Source organism: Ferrimonas lipolytica (assembly GCF_012295575.1).
Classification (GTDB): domain Bacteria; phylum Pseudomonadota; class Gammaproteobacteria; order Enterobacterales; family Shewanellaceae; genus Ferrimonas; species Ferrimonas lipolytica.
Genome location: NZ_CP051180.1, coordinates 774,463 through 793,016 on the forward strand (window position 1 = coordinate 774,463; position 18,554 = coordinate 793,016).

At 48.2% G+C, this 18,554-nt stretch carries 17 protein-coding genes and 1 pseudogene; 8 read left to right on the forward strand and 10 right to left on the reverse strand.

All coding sequences use genetic code 11. The annotated features are described in order from the left end of the window. Window positions 1-40: 40 nt before the first annotated feature. Entirely contained in the window at window positions 41-1,957 is a 1,917-nt protein-coding gene (locus HER31_RS03655; protein WP_168659321.1) for a transglycosylase SLT domain-containing protein, read from the reverse strand. Between the two features lie 317 nt (window positions 1,958-2,274). Between HER31_RS03655 and msrP the strand changes: the two genes are divergently transcribed. From msrP to HER31_RS03675, 4 genes are all read left to right on the forward strand, one after another. Beyond that, a complete protein-coding gene (gene msrP, locus HER31_RS03660; protein ID WP_168659322.1) occupies window positions 2,275-3,279 on the forward strand; it encodes a protein-methionine-sulfoxide reductase catalytic subunit MsrP in 1,005 nt (334 codons plus the stop codon). Beyond that, window positions 3,270-3,887: a protein-methionine-sulfoxide reductase heme-binding subunit MsrQ gene (gene msrQ, locus HER31_RS03665; RefSeq protein WP_168659323.1), complete on the forward strand. Its 618-nt coding sequence runs from the start codon at window positions 3,270-3,272 to the stop codon at window positions 3,885-3,887. The genes msrP and msrQ overlap by 10 nt, the downstream gene beginning before the upstream one ends. A 51-nt stretch (window positions 3,888-3,938) precedes the next feature. Next, complete coding sequence (locus HER31_RS03670; RefSeq protein ID WP_168659324.1) at window positions 3,939-5,717, forward strand: DUF885 domain-containing protein; 1,779 nt, start codon at window positions 3,939-3,941, stop codon at window positions 5,715-5,717. 186 nt (window positions 5,718-5,903) lie between these two features. Continuing rightward, window positions 5,904-6,260, forward strand: coding sequence for a YibL family ribosome-associated protein (locus HER31_RS03675; RefSeq protein WP_168659325.1), 357 nt, complete (start codon window positions 5,904-5,906; stop codon window positions 6,258-6,260). Window positions 6,261-6,527: 267 nt separating this feature from the next. Here the strand turns inward: HER31_RS03675 and rpoS are convergent, their stop codons facing one another. Further along, the gene (gene rpoS / locus HER31_RS03680; protein WP_168659326.1) at window positions 6,528-7,457 is read right to left on the reverse strand and encodes an RNA polymerase sigma factor RpoS; all 930 of its coding nucleotides are present in this window, start codon (window positions 7,455-7,457) and stop codon (window positions 6,528-6,530) included. Between the two features lie 511 nt (window positions 7,458-7,968). Between rpoS and HER31_RS18960 the strand changes: the two are divergent. The 4 genes and pseudogenes from HER31_RS18960 to HER31_RS03700 form a co-directional block, all read left to right on the forward strand. After that, window positions 7,969-8,064, forward strand: a pseudogene (locus HER31_RS18960) (thioredoxin domain-containing protein); the annotation flags it as partial. 535 nt (window positions 8,065-8,599) lie between these two features. Then, a complete protein-coding gene (locus tag HER31_RS03690; RefSeq protein WP_168659327.1) occupies window positions 8,600-9,193 on the forward strand; it encodes an HD domain-containing protein in 594 nt (197 codons plus the stop codon). Window positions 9,194-9,353: 160 nt separating this feature from the next. Continuing rightward, complete coding sequence (locus HER31_RS03695) at window positions 9,354-9,653, forward strand: DUF134 domain-containing protein (protein ID WP_238786924.1); 300 nt, start codon at window positions 9,354-9,356, stop codon at window positions 9,651-9,653. Then, window positions 9,628-10,077: a NifB/NifX family molybdenum-iron cluster-binding protein gene (locus HER31_RS03700; protein ID WP_168659329.1), complete on the forward strand. Its 450-nt coding sequence runs from the start codon at window positions 9,628-9,630 to the stop codon at window positions 10,075-10,077. Before HER31_RS03695 ends, HER31_RS03700 begins: the two co-directional genes overlap by 26 nt. Here HER31_RS03700 and HER31_RS03705 read toward each other — a convergent pair. The 8 genes from HER31_RS03705 to HER31_RS03740 all read right to left on the reverse strand — a co-directional run bounded on the left by HER31_RS03705 (window position 10,074) and on the right by HER31_RS03740 (window position 18,273). After that, window positions 10,074-11,723 carry an acyl-CoA dehydrogenase family protein gene (locus HER31_RS03705; protein WP_168659330.1) on the reverse strand — a complete coding sequence of 550 codons (1,650 nt, stop codon included), beginning with the start codon at window positions 11,721-11,723 and terminating at the stop codon, window positions 10,074-10,076. The two genes, HER31_RS03700 and HER31_RS03705, sit on opposite strands and share 4 nt — an antisense overlap. Before the next feature lie 426 nt (window positions 11,724-12,149). Continuing rightward, window positions 12,150-12,371, reverse strand: a complete 222-nt coding sequence (nqrM, locus tag HER31_RS03710; RefSeq protein ID WP_168659331.1) for a (Na+)-NQR maturation NqrM — start codon at window positions 12,369-12,371, stop codon at window positions 12,150-12,152. A gap of 102 nt (window positions 12,372-12,473) precedes the next feature. Then, entirely contained in the window at window positions 12,474-13,694 is a 1,221-nt protein-coding gene (gene nqrF, locus HER31_RS03715; protein ID WP_168659332.1) for an NADH:ubiquinone reductase (Na(+)-transporting) subunit F, read from the reverse strand. A gap of 26 nt (window positions 13,695-13,720) precedes the next feature. Beyond that, window positions 13,721-14,329 carry an NADH:ubiquinone reductase (Na(+)-transporting) subunit E gene (gene nqrE / locus HER31_RS03720; RefSeq protein WP_168659333.1) on the reverse strand — a complete coding sequence of 203 codons (609 nt, stop codon included), beginning with the start codon at window positions 14,327-14,329 and terminating at the stop codon, window positions 13,721-13,723. A 9-nt stretch (window positions 14,330-14,338) separates the two neighbouring features. Then, the gene (locus HER31_RS03725; protein WP_168659334.1) at window positions 14,339-14,950 is read right to left on the reverse strand and encodes an NADH:ubiquinone reductase (Na(+)-transporting) subunit D; all 612 of its coding nucleotides are present in this window, start codon (window positions 14,948-14,950) and stop codon (window positions 14,339-14,341) included. Window position 14,951: 1 nt separating this feature from the next. Beyond that, window positions 14,952-15,716, reverse strand: a complete 765-nt coding sequence (locus tag HER31_RS03730; RefSeq protein ID WP_168659335.1) for a Na(+)-translocating NADH-quinone reductase subunit C — start codon at window positions 15,714-15,716, stop codon at window positions 14,952-14,954. Continuing rightward, window positions 15,706-16,914: an NADH:ubiquinone reductase (Na(+)-transporting) subunit B gene (locus HER31_RS03735; RefSeq protein ID WP_168659336.1), complete on the reverse strand. Its 1,209-nt coding sequence runs from the start codon at window positions 16,912-16,914 to the stop codon at window positions 15,706-15,708. The genes HER31_RS03730 and HER31_RS03735 overlap by 11 nt, the downstream gene beginning before the upstream one ends. Further along, on the reverse strand, window positions 16,915-18,273 hold the full coding sequence (locus tag HER31_RS03740) for a Na(+)-translocating NADH-quinone reductase subunit A (RefSeq protein ID WP_168659337.1): 1,359 nt from the start codon (window positions 18,271-18,273) through the stop codon (window positions 16,915-16,917). Between the last annotated feature and the right edge of the window lie 281 nt (window positions 18,274-18,554).

Below are 18,554 nucleotides of genomic sequence, written 5' to 3' on the forward strand. Positions count from 1 at the left end.
TATCTTATCCCCTGATATATCTATGGGTGAAGCTATCGCCTCAATAGCGGTAGCTTTGTTCGCCCTCCGTCATCAGCGGCAAGGTGCGATCGTCTAAGGTGGCGTAAATAAGTTGGTAGCTCAAGATCGCCTCAACGTAATCTCGAGTCTCCTTGAACGGAATTGTTGCCACAAACTGGGCGGCTGATAATTTGCCTTTGGACCGTTTCAGCCAAGATTTCACTCGATGAGGCCCAGCATTGTAGGCAGCACTTGCGAGTAACCTGTTGTTATCATATCGAGAATATAGTTGCTGATAGTAAGCTGAGCCTAATTGAATGTTTCGTTTGGGCTGATAGAGGTCGTCAACTTGGCGATAAGGAGCTCCAATTTTACGGGCGGTTTCCTTGGCCGTAGTTGGCAGTAACTGCATCAACCCGTGGGCGTTAGCGCCAGAGCGAGCATTGGGGTAAAGCGCACTCTCACGACGTGCTAATGCTTGGAGCAGTGCCATGTCGAGTTGGCGCATCTCGGCAAACTGTAAGAAGTGATCGCCATAGGCAGTAGGGAAGCGCCACTCCAGCGCATCCCACATCTTGGTTTGGATGGTTCCCTGTACAGTTAGGAAGTGCCACTGTTTTTCATGACTGATGGCCAATAATGCCGCCTGTTCTGAGCTGCTTAACCGACTAATCAACCAACGCAGTTCTTGCTTAGCGTCGTAATGTTTATCTAATGCCATGAGTTCATGAATACGGGCGTAGCCCTGATGTTGCAGCACTTGTTGACGGTCTTGTTTGCTCACCACTGGCAAATTGCTTTGCATTGAGTAGGGCAAATTAAGCTGCTGCGCTGCCAAAAAACCATAGTAGTTACGACGTTTAGCTAACGAGGTCCAAATTTGCGTCGCTTGTTGCCGCTGACCCGATTGGATTAATACATAGCCCTGCCAAAACTGCCATTCGCTCTGCTGTTGAGCCTGAGCCGATAGTTGACCTATCCAATAGGCGGTGTCACTCCAATCACTAACAAAGATGGTCTGACGAAGACGCTGTTGTTTGAGCTTATCGGTACCAAACTCAGCCAAAATGAGGTTATGTTCCTCACTCCAATAATCATCAATTAAGCTACGATACAACAGAGTACGAGCGCTGCTCTGGACATTGCTCTTACTTAGCACTGGGCGCCATTTTTGCCATTGTTGCCATGCTTTCTTGGGCGTTTTACGAGCCATTTTACCAAGCGCGCGGACAACAATTTGTTGGCCCATGGTCGATGACGCTAAGCCTGCACGGAAGCGCAACTCTTGCGGGTGTTTGTACAGTCGTAGTAGCAGGTCACCGTGCTGGCGGTTACTGGCAGTTAAGGTACTGTTGAGATAGCGCAGCAGTGAATATTGCTTAGCGTCATAGGCGAGCAGCATCCGTTGCCAAATCTTATCTTGGGTGCGGTTTCCCTGTTTTTGCCACGCGTCAAACAACGGGTCACAGGCTTTGTCACGGCTCTTTCCTGATAACCACAGCACGTCTGCTCCTGCAAAGGCTGTTTTGTGGTCACCAGTGGCGAGGCGAGCCCGATAGTAATAACACTGCAAACGTTCGTTATTCGGCCGCTCTGGACTCACTTGCAGAAAATTAGCCCAATTTTTTTGTTTGCCGTGGCTAGCTAAATAGCTGTGTTTAAATTGATTATAAAGTGGTGTGTTGGCCAGATCTTGTAAGATCTCTATGGCTTGCTGTGGAGTCAGCGAAGCAACTTGGTTTTGCCGAAAACGGTAATCGAGATAAGGAGTGAGTGGGTAATCATCGAGCTTTTGGCGCAAGGAAAAATACGCATTATTTTTCTTAAGCTTAAGCGCCTCTCTGGCCTGGTTATACCATGCCCGCTGTTGCTCAATAGAGGCAGCAGTAACTGAACTGCTGAACAATAAAATAAGGCTAAGTCCTATGCCTAAGCCATGGCGTAACTGCAATGCCACAGTGATTTATCCCCTCGATGTTCGTGTTGCAACCGGTGTACTAAACGCTTCAGTTTAGTGAGACCACCGATCGGCTAAATAAGTTTGACCGTATATGCAATGGAGACCTTGTGTACATCGTTTCAGGCGGTCCCGAGCGTTGAGGTATCTGTCCTACAGGTTCCAGAGTGGCAGTCATAAATAATCAAAGCAATAGCCGGATTGATGTTTAGTGAACAGTTAGGCTACTGCAATAAAATCGGTAAAACGCCTTTCTTGTTTAATAACAAGCTAATTTAGTTAGGTTAGTGCAGTTTTCACCGATCTAGGAGTTTAGGATGACCAACAAACCCAAATGGCAGCTGTCCGCAGAACAAGTAACCCCGGAGCGGGTTTTCCAACAGCGTCGTAAGATTGTTCAGGCACTGGGGTTGTCTGCCATTGGTGCCAGTGTTCCCTTAGGTGTGCAAGCGGGTTTGCTTGATTGGTTTGGTCAGCCCGAGGAACAGTTGGCCCCACGTAGGTCATTGAGTTTCGAAAAGACCCTTCGTTATGGCATTAACGATGAGTTAACTCCTGAAGATAAAATCGTAAGCCACAACAACTTTTATGAGTTTGGTACCGATAAAACCGATCCCGCCAAGAACGCCCAAAGTCTGATAACCGATCCGTGGAGTTTGACCATCGAAGGCGACGTTGCTAACCCTCGCGTGTGGACAGTGGAAGATATTCTGAAAGAGTTCCCACTGGAGGAGCGTATCTATCGTATGCGTTGCGTTGAGGCGTGGTCGATGGTTATTCCATGGTTAGGTTTTTCACTGGCGAATCTCATCGAGAAGGCCGAACCCGGAGCCAGTGCTAAATATGTGGCCTTTGAAACACTGTACGATCCTGAACAGATGCCCGGACAGAAGTCGCGTTTCGTTGGTGGCGGCATCAATTACCCCTATGTAGAAGGGTTGCGCTTAGATGAGGCGATGCACCCATTAACCATCTTGAGCCTTGGCTTATATGGAAAAACGTTGCCACCACAAAATGGCGCGCCTATCCGTTTGGTCGTACCGTGGAAGTATGGTTTTAAGAGCATTAAATCGATCGTTAAGATCCGCATCACCGATAAGATGCCGCCAACAACCTGGAATCAGTTAGCCTCGAATGAGTATGGCTTCTATGCCAATGTAAACCCTAATGTCAGCCACCCGCGATGGTCACAGGCGTCTGAACGTCGGATAGGCAGCGGAGGTTTGTTGTCCGCCAAACGGATCCCGACTGAACCCTTTAATGGTTACGGTGATCAAGTTGCATCGTTGTATGAAGGAATGGATCTACGTCAGTGGTATTAACTAAGCATAAAGTTTGGCTGACTAAGTCGGCGCTCCATATTGGATGTGCACTGCCTTTAATATGGCTCTATATCCAAATCGAGCTCGATAACCTTGGCGGCGATCCGGTGCAGTACATCATTCACTTTTTGGGGATGGGAGTTCTGCATACGTTAGTACTTACCTTACTTATTTCGCCGCTTGCTAAGCGCTTTAAAGTTGGCTGGTTACTGCGTTCAAGGCGGGCAATAGGGCTATGGAGCTTTGCCTATCTGGTGCTGCATATCTTTTCTTTCTTAGCATTTGATCTGTTATTTGACTGGTCATTATTGCTCAGCGAAATAATTAAGCGCCCCTATATAACCGTTGGCATGATTGCTTCGATTATTATGCTCGCTTTGGCGCTTACTTCGCCGCAGTTGATACAGCGTAAAATGGGACGCCGCTGGCAGTTACTGCACAAGCTGGTCTATCTGGTGGCGATCTTAGGGCCTATCCATTTTTGGTGGTCGGTCAAATCGGGCAACGTTGAGCCAGCAATCTATCTGCTGATCTTCATGGCTTTACTGTGGTGGCGCCGGCCGGTTAAGCAAATATCCCGGCGAAGTGGATTAGCCTCAACAAAATAATGCTAACAGGTTATAATATGGCCACTTTTTGTCTATTCCATGGAGTTGGGAATGAAACATACCGGTGTAATGCTGGCGATATCGGTCGCGTTATTAGGGGGCTGTCAGACTCAGCCTGAAACCACAACAGCGGTTGTTGAGTGTAATCAGCAGTGTCAGGCGGAGCAATTTGAGCAGCTGTCTGAGCGGATGATTAACGAGCTATGGCAGCTCTCCCCAGAATGGGCTATCTACCAAGGTAAATATGAATTTGCAGCTAAGCTAACCCTGCCAAATCAGCAACAGCGCCAGCGTACTCAAGCATTTGTGGATAAGTGGCGGTTGGCATTAACCAATGTCGACGACGGTGTGCTCGCTGCCAGTCAACAAACCGATAAGGCTTTGTTGCTCAATATAGTTAACTCAATGGAGTGGGAGCAGAGTCGCTTCAAAAGCTGGCAATGGAACCCATCCCAATATAACGTCGGTGGGGTGTTTGGACGCATTCTGTCAGAGCAGTGGGGCACCGAGCAACAAGTACTGCAAGCGGTGTTAGCACGCATGCTTGATGTACCTGAATACTATGCTGTGGCCAGAACCAATATCGATAACCCCACCAAGCAACACACCGAATTAGCCATTTTGCAAAACAAAGGGTCTCTGGCGGTTTTCAGTCAGGAACTGTTAACCAGAGCGAAGCAATCCAGCCTAAGTGTTGACGACAAAATCAATTTTGAGCAACGCTACTTTGAAACTCGGCAAGCGATACTGAGCTACATCTCATTCCTTGAACAAACCCTTGCCAATATGGACGCCAAGCCTGCGCGCTCGTTTCGTATCGGTGAGAGTCTGTATGAAGAGAAGTTTAGCTTTGATATTCAAGCGGGTATGAGCGCTAATCAACTATACACAAAAGCGCTGGCAGACAAAGACAGAGCACAACAGCAGATGGTTAAGATCACCACTGAGTTGTGGAGTAAGTATTTCACCACCGCAATGCCAAACAATAAGTTGGTGGCGGTGCGACAATTGATCGATCACCTATCGGCGCAACATGTCCAGCGAGATAATTTTGTTGAAGAGGTGCGGCAACAGATCCCTGAGTTGGTTAACTTCGTTAACGAAAAAGACCTGTTGACTCTCGACCCAACCAAGCCACTAATTGTTCGTGAAACACCGGAGTATATGCGTGGTTTTGCTGGTGCCAGCATCTCGGCTCCTGGACCTTATGACAATGGCGGTAACACTTACTACAACGTAACACCGTTAGACAACATGGGTGATGAAGAAGCCGAAAGCTACTTGCGTGAATACAATCACTGGGTTTTGCAAATCCTCAATATTCATGAAGCGATCCCAGGTCATTACACCCAGTTGGTCTACTCCAACAATGAATCGTCATCGTTGGTGAAGAGCCTGTTTGGTAACGGCGCTATGGTTGAAGGCTGGGCTGTTTATGCTGAACGAGTGATGTTGGAGCAAGGATATGGTGATTTTGAGCCTGAGCTGTGGCTGATGTACTGGAAGTGGAATCTCCGCGTGATCTGTAACACCATTTTGGATTACAGCATCCATGTGTTGGATATGAACGAAGCAGAGGCGCTGGATCTGTTGGTTAACCAAGCCTTCCAACAGCAAACGGAGGCATCGCAGAAATGGCGCCGAGCAACCCTCAGCCAAGTTCAGTTAACTTCCTATTATTCTGGCTTCCGTGAGATCTACGATCTTCGTGAAGAACAAAAACTGAACAAAGGTGAAGCCTTTGATCTTAAAGATTTTCATCAGCAGTTCTTAAGCTACGGCAGCGCCCCAGTAAAACAGATACGTGGGTTGATGATGTCGCAGCAGTGATAACGGGCGTAGTGACTTGCTAAGTGTTCAAGCGGCGCATTTTGCGCCGCTTTGTCGTTTTATGGTGTCCGCTCAAACATTAATTAATGGAATTTCAGTCAGTACCGTAATGAGTGGTACACTATGCTGATACCAATCTTAATGAATCTTTGTCACCCGTTCGGTGATTGTCGCTGTAGGTCCCCCATGAATTTGAAACAAGAAATCCATCAATTGAACAACCGTTTGAGTGTGGTGAAGCGTAAGCTGCAAGCGGCGCACGAGCGTAATGATCAACTTATTATTGATCAGTTCAACGAAGAAGTAGCTGCGCTGACCAAGCGTATTCAGAACGTTAAAAAGACCAGCACTCGTCAGTTGAGTAAGAAGGGTCAAGAGATTAAAAACTTGCCATTTAACCGTGCTTTAACCAAGGCGGAGCAGGCTGATATGGGCGCGCTGAAGAAAAAAGTTCGCGGTCTGGTGGTTGTGCATCCAATGACTGCGATTGGTCGTGAAATGGGCATCGAAGTAATGACTGGGTTCGCCCCGAAGCAGTTCTAAACTGTTATCGAATAGCTAGATTGTATTAAAACGCAATCGCTAAAAAGGGTCTGAACTTATCAGATCCTTTTTCGTATCTAAAGCGATTCAACGCCGCTGGGTTGGTTTGCGGTCGCGACAGCGCTCATGCTTCCACCAAGCGTGTAGGTGTAGCCGTAGCCGAATAAGTCATTGAGTTAACCGCGATAAACTTCAACAGCTAACTATGACACAGCCCAAAAAAGGATCGGCTCAATGCCGATCCTTCTCTATTCCACACCGTAATCACTACATGCTGAATAAGCTCTCTGCAGATAAGCCTTCACTGCTTAACTTGTTGCGTAGCTTCGCTAACGCAGCGGTTTGAATTTGGCGTACTCGTTCTCGAGTTAGGCCAATCTCGTTACCCACCTTCTCGAGGGTCATTGGCTCATAACCGAGTAGCCCGAAGCGTCGAGCGATGATCTCTTTCTCTTTATCGTTTAACGATAATAAGATTGCTTTCACTGAGCTGTGAATATCTTCTTGCTCAACGCGGCCGCTAACATCCGCTTCATCAGCAACTAAATCGACAATCGACTTATCTGCATCGCCTGCTATTGGCGAATCTAATGAGGTAGTTTTCTCTTTTAGTTTGAGAATTTTACTTACTTGTTCAACCGGCTTACCAACCTTATTAGCGATCTCTTCGATGGTTGGCTCATGATCGATATCCTGCGACAGCTGGCGGGCGGTGCGAATATAGAGGTTTAGCTCTTTAACCACGTGAATAGGTAAGCGAATGGTGCGAGTGCTATTCATGATGGCGCGTTCGATATTTTGTCGAATCCACCAGGTGGCATAGGTTGAGAAACGGAAGCCACGCTCGGGATCGAACTTCTCGACTGCGTGCATTAGACCTAAGTTGCCCTCTTCAATCACGTCAAGTAGGGCCAGGCCGCGATTGTTGTAGCGGCGAGCAATCTTCACCACCAAGCGTAAATTACTCTCAATCATACGATTGCGAGATTTGGCACAGCCTTGGTGAACGCGACGAGCGAAGTAGACTTCCTCTTCTGCAGTAAGCAGAGGGGAGAAACCGATCTCACTTAGATACATCTGAGTGGCATCGATATTCTTGACTAAGTCTTGTTTAACTTGTTCGTCGATGCTGGAAGCATCAAGGGTGTCCGCTGAAGCGGTTACATCCATGTTTAATGCGGTATTGTCGAAGCTCATCGTGTTCCCCTTGTTCCGGTCGAGAATGCGATAACGGCGGTTGTAAACTATCAACCAGCCCTTACACGATCGTGCATGTTTAGTGGCAGATTCCACATAACTATGCGAGTGATAATATTGATTCCATATCGACTTCGAAGTCCGACTTGATCAATATTCTCTATTTATCACTGCGACTTACTTCGTCCTTGCCCTGTGGACTGTTGCAATGATGCTCCTGTAACTCCACCCTACGAGTCTAAAAATGAATCGTCAATAGTCTTTTATTCCATTTAATAAGGGAAATTAGTTTAAACGTTTGTTTAGTTTTTTTAGGACAGTGTGTTCGTTTATGCGCTGACGCCAGATGTTGTGTCTTATCGCGATGATTAGATATGCAAAAGTGTCACTTCGCCAGCTAGTTGTTGTTTGAAAAAACACATTAAATTTTTTTGGGGCTCGATAAGTGGTGGTGATAACACTGTTATGATGATTTCGATGAAATCAGCGAGATAGTCAGACAGGTCATGCGCCAGCATCATTGCAGCAGGCACAGCCGTTGGGAATTGCGCCGGTGCTGCAACATGGTGAAGTTAGTTTGGCTGAATCAGCCAGCATTATGGAATAGCTGCTGTTATTGGTACCGCAGTCGATGCTTGGTTCTGTGGCCACAACAGTTAACGACTGGCAGTATGATGAATAGGCTATGTCACAGTTAAGTGTTGAGGTTTATAGCAAGCCTTCGGCTGTACCGATTGCAGTACTCTTAAGGGGTTATGTCGCGGTGGCGACGGCACATTCTTGTATGCATTAGGGGGGGAGCTTAGCCTTCTTTGGAATCCCCCCTTTGTCTTAGGTCGCAGTCCAAAACGCTTCGCTGGGCTGCTCTAATGCGGCAGAAGCTCAACGGCGGTAGTGCTTTCCCCTTGTATTAATACTCGCCTAGCCGGTGTTTTAACAGCATTGGAAAGAACAATACTTAGTTGGTACACAGCCAATGAATGGCTTCATTTTGCTGCAGGGGTCGATGGTTATGTCGATGGTGTTGTTTGCGGATAAACAACAGTTGCTGATAGATCAGCTTGCAGCGCTTACCTACAACGGATACCACCCTGCCAGCCTTTATTGCAGCGATGAAATATCAATAATTTTAGGAAAATACAGTGACTCAATTTGCTCAGCAAATCGCTTTCTTGCAAGAGATTGAAAAATTAAAGGCGGTATACCGTCAGACCACAGTGTTGGCGGATAACGATCGCTCAGAAAACAGCGCCGAGCATAGCTGGCATATTGCGTTAGTTGCCCACGTGTTACGGCCTTACGCTAATGGCGAGGTGCAAATCGAACGAGTGATCATGATGCTGCTGATCCACGATATCGTTGAAGTGGATGCCGGCGATACGTTTGCCTTCGCGGATGATGTTGATATGGACGCGCAATCTCAGCAAGAGTTACTAGCAGCAAAGCGGATCTTTGGTTTATTGCCAGCAGAGCAGGGCCAACCGTTGATTGAGCTTTGGCATGAATTTGAGCTGGCCGAGAGTGCCGATGCCGAGTTTGCCAAGGCGATGGACCGGATCTTACCGTTGATGCAGAACATGGCTAACGATGGCGGCAGCTGGGCACGACACACGGTAAGCAAAAGCAAAGTGCTGGAGCGTAACCGCTATCTACAGGAGAGTGCGCCACGGCTGTGGCAATACGCGTGCGAGCAGATTGATATTGCTGTGGCAAATGGCTGGCTAACTGACAACTAAGGCCGATGCTGTCATTTCGACCGAGCGGCATTCGGTTAGATGTGGTGATCAGATAGCGAATTCGTGATCACAATAGACAAACCCCTTATTGGCATATGCCAGTATGGGGTTTGTTTTATTTAGCATATGCCAACAAGGAGTGATGATGCCGCGCCCTAAAATGCCGAGAACCGTGTGTGGTCGCCCAGCCAATAGTTGCTTTAAGCCCAATGGGGTGCCGATGCCTAAGTTGGAGCAGGTGCCGTTGGCTGCAGATGAATTTGAGGCGCTGCGCTTGGTTGACTTGCAAGGCATGCAGCAAAAGCAGGCTGCAGAGCAGATGGAAGTATCTCGGCAGACATTGGCGAATATTGTCAAATCGGCGCGACTGAAGGTAGTCGACTGCTTGGCGAATGGTAAGGCATTGATGATGACTGAAATTGAAGGAGTAACAGATGATCACCGCAATCCCACTGAATAACGACAGGTTGGCGAGTCACTTTAAACAAGCCACTACATTCGGCATATTTACTGCTGATGGTCAGCAAGTTGCGACATTGGTAAACCCTAGCCCAGAACAGGGTTGTCGTGGTCGAGAACAGCTATTGGTTGAATTCGAACGACATCAGGTTGCACGAGTATTTACCAAAAACATGGGCCAGAATATGCTTGGAGAGCTGCTCGATAAGGGTTACCAAGTCGCGAAAGTTGGTCGTGGTCGGGTGTCTATCAAATCACTATTTCCCAACTCTAAACATCTTCAAGTTTATACCGATGCAAGCGAAGGGCGACCGTCATTGCATAGCGATGACAAACCGTTGATACAAGCGATGACGCTCACACCAGTTAAGCAGTGCTGTCGCACCAAAAGTCAGCTGACATTGGGCCAGCGTCGTCGCGGTTAAGTCAATCTTGGTGCCGCTCGGGCAATTATCTTCGCGCTATCAATCTCAGCAGGCAGGGCGCCATACATCAGTGATGACGAGTCGCTAAGTCGGGCAAGGCAGAATTGTTCAGCTACCCAAGGCTCACCAAACTGTAATAAGGTAGCGGCTTGCCATAATAGTGCCATTCGCTCGAGCTGCTGGCGTAGTTGCGCTTCCTGCCATGAGGTTTCGGGTTGCTTGAGGTAATCGTTATAGGCGTTATCGTATACACTGGATTTTCCGATGGCGCGTGCTAGTTCATCGTTAAAGGCAACCAAACTCGCAGGTTCTTTGCTACAAGCTCGAAGAACATCTAGGCATTGAATGTTACCGGAGCCTTCCCAGATGGCGTTGATTGGTGCGTCTCGATATAACCGAGATAACACATTGTCTTCGACCACTCCAACACCACCAATGCATTCCATCGCTTCGTAGGTCAATTGTGGAGTGCGTTTGCAGACCCAATATTTGCCAATGGCACTACCAAGTCGAAACAGTAATTTGTCATGGCGGTCGTCACTGTCTAATGCTGCGGCTAAGCGCATACTAATAGCCAGCGCTGCCTCCGCATCTAACGTCATGTCAGCCAATACATTTTGCATTAGCGGTTGTTGGCTGAGTGGCTTCCCAAATGCGCTCCGACCAGCGGTATGGTGCAATGCTTCTCTACACGCTTGGTTCATATGGGATGTGCTACCAACTATACAATCGAATCGGGTGAGGGCTACCATCTCCAAAATAGTGGCAACCCCACGGCCTTCATCTCCCACTAGCCAACCGAGTGCCCCAAAGAATTCGATCTCTGCCGATGCATTGGAAACATTGCCTACCTTACTTTTTAGTCGTTGGATCTGTATGGGATTTTTGCTGCCATCCGGGCGCCAACGCGGTACTAAAAAGCAGCTCAAATTATCATCGATGTAAGCCAACACTAAGAAGGCATCACACATTGGTGCTGAGCAAAACCATTTGTGGCCGATTAATTGGTAGGCGCTGTTGCCTGCTACTGCGCCGATGGCAGTCGCTTTGGTGGTATTGGCACGAACATCAGATCCCCCTTGTTTTTCAGTCATTGCCATACCAATGGTTAACCCCTGTTTGGCAAAATAGGGGATATTGCGGCTGTCATAAATGGCAGCGGTGATCTTTGGTAACCACGCTTTGGCTAACGCAGGTTGATGTTGAAGTGCTGCCACTGAGGCAAAGGTCATGGTTAATGGGCAACCGCTGCCAGGATCGGCTTGGGTATGGAGATATTCCAATCCTGCTCGCACGACGTGTGCGCCGATTTTTGGTTGCCGCCAGGGCAGGCTATGGATGTTTGCCTCAATGGCACTTTGCATCAGTTGATGGTAGCTAGGATGAAAGTTAATTTGGTCGATACGGTGGCCAAAACGGTCATGGCTTTGAAACTCTGGTTTGCTGCGATTGGCGTCAAAGCCAGCCTGTTGCAACAGGCCACCGACTTTATCACCGTAGTCGTGGAGTTGTGATTCTCCCCAGTGGCCCCCAAATACCTCAACATAGTGCTGGAGGAGCGGATCACTATGATAAGCGTTGAAGTTTGCTAATGCGCTTGGTTGGTTAATAACGTCATGAGTTTTGAAATCACTGAAGGTTGTCAAAGCCGCTTCTCCTTATGGCTTTGCTTACTTAACCAGCAGCGTGAGCAATATTCAAGCTTTGCTTAGAAACAATAAAAGGCTGTGTAACAGTTAAGTGTTGAGGTTTATATCAAGCCTTCGGCTGCAGCGATTGCAGTGCTTTGGGGGGAGGATGTCGCGGTGGCGACGGCACATTCTTGTATGCATTAGGGGGTAGCTCCACCCCCTTTAGAATCCCTTTGCCTTAGGTCGCAGTCCAAAGCGTTTCGCTGGACTGCTCCAATGCGGCAGAAGATCAACGACGGCAATGCTTAACCCCTGTATCGTCGTTCGCCTAGCAGGTGCTTTAACTGTATTAGAAAGAACAACACTTAATTGGTACACAGCCAATAAAAACGCCGTTGATAGGGGATATCAACGGCGTTGTAACGGCTAGGCCGACGAATGCTAAATGATACGCTGCTGATTCAATTTGGCAGCGCGGGCTTCGTCAGCCATTTTTTTCTTGCGCTTATCGCATGGTTCAGGGCAGTCACAGGCTTTGTCGATGCCGATGCTACCAAGGCCCCCGCAGGAACCACCAATGCTCTTACGTTTGATGATGTAGCCGATAGACATGGCTGCGATCACGAACAAAAATACTGTGAAAGTGGCAATAAATTGAATCATAACTCGAATCCTATCTCTTCAACACGCGCTAACGGTTGATACTCCATTGGCGCCGATAGTAAACGAAAACGAGGTACCAAGGGTACCCCGTTGTCGATTTAGTTAGTCACCGAAATCATCCAAAAGGATGTTTTCATCTTCAACCCCTAAGTCTTTCAACATCTTAATCACTGAAGAGTTCATGATTGGTGGACCACACATGTAGTACTCACAATCCTCTGGCGCTTTGTGATTCTTTAAAAACTCTTCGAAGATAACGTTGTGGATGAAGCCGGTGTAGCCAGTCCAGTTATCTTCTGGAAGCGGGTCGGATAGTGCCACATGCCATGTAAAGTTGTCATTTTCAGCCGCTAATTTATCAAACTCGTCGTCGTAGAAGATTTCACGCACTGAGCGAGCGCCGTACCAGAAGCTCATTTTACGCTTGGTTTTTACACCTTTGAGTTGATTAAAGACATGGGAGCGCATCGGTGCCATACCGGCGCCCCCGCCGATAAATACCATCTCAGCATCACTGTTTTCTTTGACGAAGAATTCACCGAATGGGCCCGAGATAATCACTTTATCGCCAGCTTTTAAGTTGAAAATGTACGATGACATCTGCCCCGGTGGTAGATCATTGCTTGGCGGAGTAGCGATCCGCACGTTGAGCATGATAAGCCCCTGTTCTTCAGGGTAGTTGGCCATCGAGTAAGCGCGGAGTACGTCTTCATCGACGACGGACTGTAGCTCAAACAGGTTGTATTTTTCCCAGTCATCGCGATATTGCGCTGGAATATCAAAGTCTTTGTAATCAACGCTGTGGGCTGGGGCTTCAATTTGAATGTAACCGCCGGCTTTAAATGGAACCGCTTCGCCTTCAGGGATCTGCAGGCGTAGTTCTTTAATGAAGGTGGCTACGTTGTCGTTGGAGACGACTTCACACTCCCACTTTTTGACACCGAAGATCTCGTCCTCGATCTCCAACTCCATGTCACCTTTTACCGCAACTTGGCAGGCGAGGCGACAACCCTCTTTGGCTTCTTTCTTGGTGATGTGGTCACGCTCGGTAGGGAGGATATCGCCGCCACCGGATTTTACGTGCACACGGCATTGGCCACAGGTACCACCGCCGCCACAGGCTGACGGGATAAAGATATCTTTGCTTGCCAAGGCGCCAAGAAGTTTGTCGCCAGCACTGGTGGTGACGGACTTATCAGGATCACCGTTAATATTCAGCGTTACATCGCCGCTGGCGACCAGTTTGCTTTTGGCGAATAGGATCACTGCGACCAGCAAGCACACCACGGTGGTGAACATGCCGATACCGATTGCCATTTCCATAAAAATTACCCTTCTTGCTTAATCGATTACAGCGACACACCAGCGAAGGACATAAAGCCCAGCGCCATTAGGCCAGTGGTGATAAAGGTGATACCGATCCCTTGCAGTCCCTCTGGGATTGCTGCGAACTTCATCCGCTCGCGGAGGCCGGCCAGCAGTACGATAGCCATAGCCCAACCGGTACCAGAACCAAAGGCAAAAACCAGTGATTCCGCCATGTTGTAATCGCGGTTTGCCATAAAGATAACCGCCGCAAAGATGGCGCAGTTAACGGTTAGCAGTGGCAAAAATATCCCCAATGTCTGGTATAGCGCCGGCATAAATTTATCCAGCACCATCTCCAAAATCTGTACCAATGCAGCGATAACGCCGATGAAGGTAATCAGTTTGAGGTAACTCAAATCGAGGCTGGGTAAACCAGCCCAGGCTAAGGCGCCAGGCTTTAAAAAGTTAACGTAGATCAGCTGATTTACTGGCACGGCCAGCATCATTACGACGATCACAGCAACGCCTAAACCAAATGAGGTCGACACCTTTTTTGAAACCGCTAAGAAGGTACACATCCCCATAAAGAAGGAGAGCGCCATGTTGTCGATAAATACCGCCTGAACGAACAGGCTCAAGTAATGTTCCATGGGATCCCCTTAGCGCTTACGCAAAATCACGTTGATGGCCCAAATTAATAGGCCAATCAAGAAGAAGGCGCTTGGTGCGGACTTAAACATCTCGTTTGCCATGTAGTAGCCGCCATTCTCGATGGTGGTTAGCACTTCGTAGCCAAATAGAGTACCGCTGCCAAACAGCTCACGGACAAAGCCGACACTGAGCAAAATGAAGCCGTAGCCGGCGGAGTTACCAAGAGCGTCGATTACTGACATCATTGGTGAACTCTTCATCGCGAAGGCTTCAGCGCGGCCCATTACAATGCAGTTGGTGATGATCAAGCCAACAAATACCGACAGTTTTTGTGAAAGCTCGTACGCTACATCTTGCAGCACCATATCCACCACAATTACCAGCGAAGCGATAACCGTCATCTGCGCGATAATACGTACGCTTGATGGGATAAAGTTACGGATCAAACTGATAAATAGGCTCGAAAATACCAATACGAAGGTTAGCGCTAAGGTCATTACTAGTGCGGTTTCCATTGAGTTGGATACCGCTAGAGCAGAACAGACACCAAGCATTTGCATGGCTACTGGGTTGTTGGCGAAGATAGGTGAGGTCAACACCTGTTTGGTTGCATTACTCATCTTATGCCTCCGTCTTTAGCGTGCTGAGGAAGGTTTTATAACCTTCAGGACCAAACCAGAAGCGAACCGCTTTTTGTAGACCAGTGCCGGTTTTGGTTGCGCCAGAAACTGCGTCTACGCCGTGGATGTCATCGGCTTTAGCACCGCCTTTAACCACTGCAAATACCGGTTTACCATCGGCGTCGAAGATCTGCTTTCCTTGCCATGTGTCAGTCCAAGCTTGGTCATTAAGGAAATCGGCGATACCTGGGGTCTCGCCGTGTTCAGAGATCACCATGCCTTCGATGGTATTAAGATCTGGTTTTACCGCAACGTAACCATAAACCACTGACCATAAACCTTTACCGTGAATTGGCATCACAACCGAGGCGAGATTGCCGTCAGCGTCACTGATCTTAAACACTCGAGCCTGGTTGGCACGGCGCTTAATGCGAGCCAGATCTTTCTTCGGTTTGATTGAGGTGTCTTTGTTGATGGCGGCCATGCGATCGTCAAAATCAAGGATCTCGGTAGTGCTGAGATCGGCTGCATTACCGCTGTCTAGATTCACCAGCAGCGGGGTGACCCGAGCATCAAAAAGTTGATCAATGTCGTCGCCATCAACATTGGCTGCAACTAAGACGAAACGCTTTAGCTCGCTGCGTTTTTTGTCTAGCTTGCGCTCTTTGAGTACCTCCGCAGTACCAGTGATCATAAATGAACAGCAGAGACACAAGATGGCGGAGAAGATAAAAGTGCCCGCCACACTGTCTTTGTTAAAGGCCATTACGCGCAATTCTCCGTTTGATGTTGGCTTGAACCACGATGTAATCGAAGATCGGCGCCCATAGGTTGGCGAACAGAATGGCTAGCATCATGCCTTCAGGCATCTTTGGGTTAACCACACGGATTAATACACACATCAAGCCGATCAACACACCATAAGCAAATTTACCTTTGTTGCTGTACGCCGCGGTGATCGGATCGGTCGCCATAAACATCATGCCGATAGCAAAACCACCGGTAACCAAGTGCCAGGTCCACGGCAGCGCAAACATGGCGTTTTTGCTGGAGCCAATGAGGTTGAACATGCTAGCGGTGAGGATCATCCCCGCTAATACACCCACTACAATGCGCCAGTTGGCTAAGCGAGTTAACAGCAATAAGCCACCACCAATCAGTAGCGCTAGGGTACTGGTTTCACCAATTCCTCCGGGTTGAAAGCCTAAGAAGGCGTCGAGCCAGCGAGGATCGGTAAAGGCATCAAACCAGCTGTAATCATTAAAACTAAGTTTCTTTGCGGCAATTTGGGTTAGTTGAGTTGCCCCAGAGAAGCCATCAACCGCAACTAGTTGCTCTTTGGCTGCAAATACCTTGGGGTAGGCGAAGTAGATAAAGGCCAAGCTGGTGAGGGCAGGGTTTAAGAAATTGCACCCCATGCCGCCAAATACCTCTTTGCCCATCACCACACCGAAGCTGATGCCCATTGCGACCATCCACAGTGGTGTGTTCACCGGTAGGATCAAGGTAAACAGCAGCGCGGTAACAAAAAAGCCTTCATGCAGTTGTTGCTTACGCACGCGAGCGAAGATGACTTCCCAGAAAAGGTTAACGCTAAGGGCGGTAATATAGATTGGGAAGTAGAAACTGGCACCGTATAAGAACAGTGATGAACCGGAAGATTGAGTGGTGATCTCACCAAACAAGGCATTGAATGGCACCAGTTGCCATGCGTCTGGCGCTGCGGCGCCAGCGGCGATGGCGATCTGGGCTTGATAACCGATGTTGTACATGCCAAATAAAATGGCCGGTAACAAGCAGATCATCACCATATGCATGGTGCGTTTGACGTCGAGGCCGTCACGAACGGCAACACGACCTTGGGTTGGACGTGCATTGGCGATAAACAACGAACGAAGGAAATCCTTCATCGAGTTACCGTGAGCGTAGTACTCGTCTTGTTTGTGGGGTTTCTGGTTACTCATTTACCCCTCCTTCTCAATAATTTCTAAGCAAGTTCGTAGTTCTTTGCCAAAGTCGTATTTGCCTGGGCAAACAAAGGTACACAGGGCCAAATCCTCTTCATCCAACTCCAGTGCTCCTAGCTGTTGCGCTTCATCGGTATCTTGGGCGATGAGATCGCGCACCAAAATAGTCGGCAAAATATCCAATGGCATCACCCGTTCAAGCTGGCCCATAGCAACGATGGCGCGTTTGTCACCACCGGCGCTAGTTGTCATGTCGAACTTCTTATTCGGCGAGAACAGCGACAACATGGTGCGAGTGATTGAGAAGCGGTCACGGCCGGTTTTAGCCCACGGCAATAGCTGCCGTTGGTTGTCTTCCGGTAGTGCTGAGATCTGATTGTGGAAACGGCCAAGGAAGTCGTGGGCATCATCTGCTTTGTGACCAGATAACACTGAGCCTGAAACAATACGGTAAAGATCGCCCGAGATTTCACTGCTTAGGTTAGGGCTAAGCTCGGCGCCAATTGGGGTTCGAATTAAGCGCGGATTGATGATGCTCGGCCCAGCCAATGAAACGATTCGATCGGTGTATAGCTCACCGGTTTGGAACAGCTTGCCGTAGGCAATAACGTCTTGATAACCAATATGCCAAACTGTGCGCTCTAAGCTCACTGGCATAAGGTGATGAATGTGTGTGCCGACCAATCCGGCTGGATGAACACCACCAAAGCGTTGGTTGTGAACATTTGGCAGGTCTTGGCCTGGTAGATGACCGTTGTCATCTTGGCACAGGAACAGCTTGCCATCGGTTAATTTGGTTAGCAGTACCAGCCCTGCTTCGAACGCTTGAGGGTGTTCAGCGATGATTTGGCGGGGATCTGCGGCTAATGGATTGGTATCTATCGCGGTAACAAAAATTGCTGCCGGGACTGCGTTGGGGGCTGGTACCTTAGAGAATGGACGGGTACGCATTGCAGTCCATAAGCCACTGTCTAAAAGGTTCTGAGTGACTTCAGCACGACTTAGCGAAGTAACATCATCATAGCGATTGAAGCAAACTTGTTCGTTGCCGCTAACCCTAATGACCACCGACTGAAGTACACGTCGTTCACCGCGGTGAATTGCGACTATCTCACCTGCTGCAGGGGCGGTGAAGCATACCCCAGGGGTTTTCTTATCGGCGAATAGAGGCTGCCCTTTAGCTACCTTGTCGCCAACCTCGACTAACATTGATGGTTTTAAGCCAACATAGTCTTCACCTAACAGGGCAACATGCTGAGGCTGTAGTCGACCGTCAATTATCGCTTTCGGTGTCCCAGCAATCGGGACATCAAGCCCTTTGGTTATCGTTATAATGTGGTTTGAAGAGTTCGTCATCGAAACACCAACCGCTAAAAATTTAAGTAAGAGAATGATAGAACTTCATTTGCTCAGGTTCTATTTGAAATGTCACACTTTGGTGTTCAAAATCGACACTTTTATAACAGTATAGTAATAGGAATGCATGAAGGTGGGCATGAATTGAAACTTTTTATGTATATTTTTTCTTTTGCAATCATGAGCTTGTAATGTACTGCGTTCGGTTTTTTTTGCATTTCATATGCTGTTAATTTTCATTTTGTGTAGTTTTTTTACTAACATGGCTAGAGTGGTTTGCA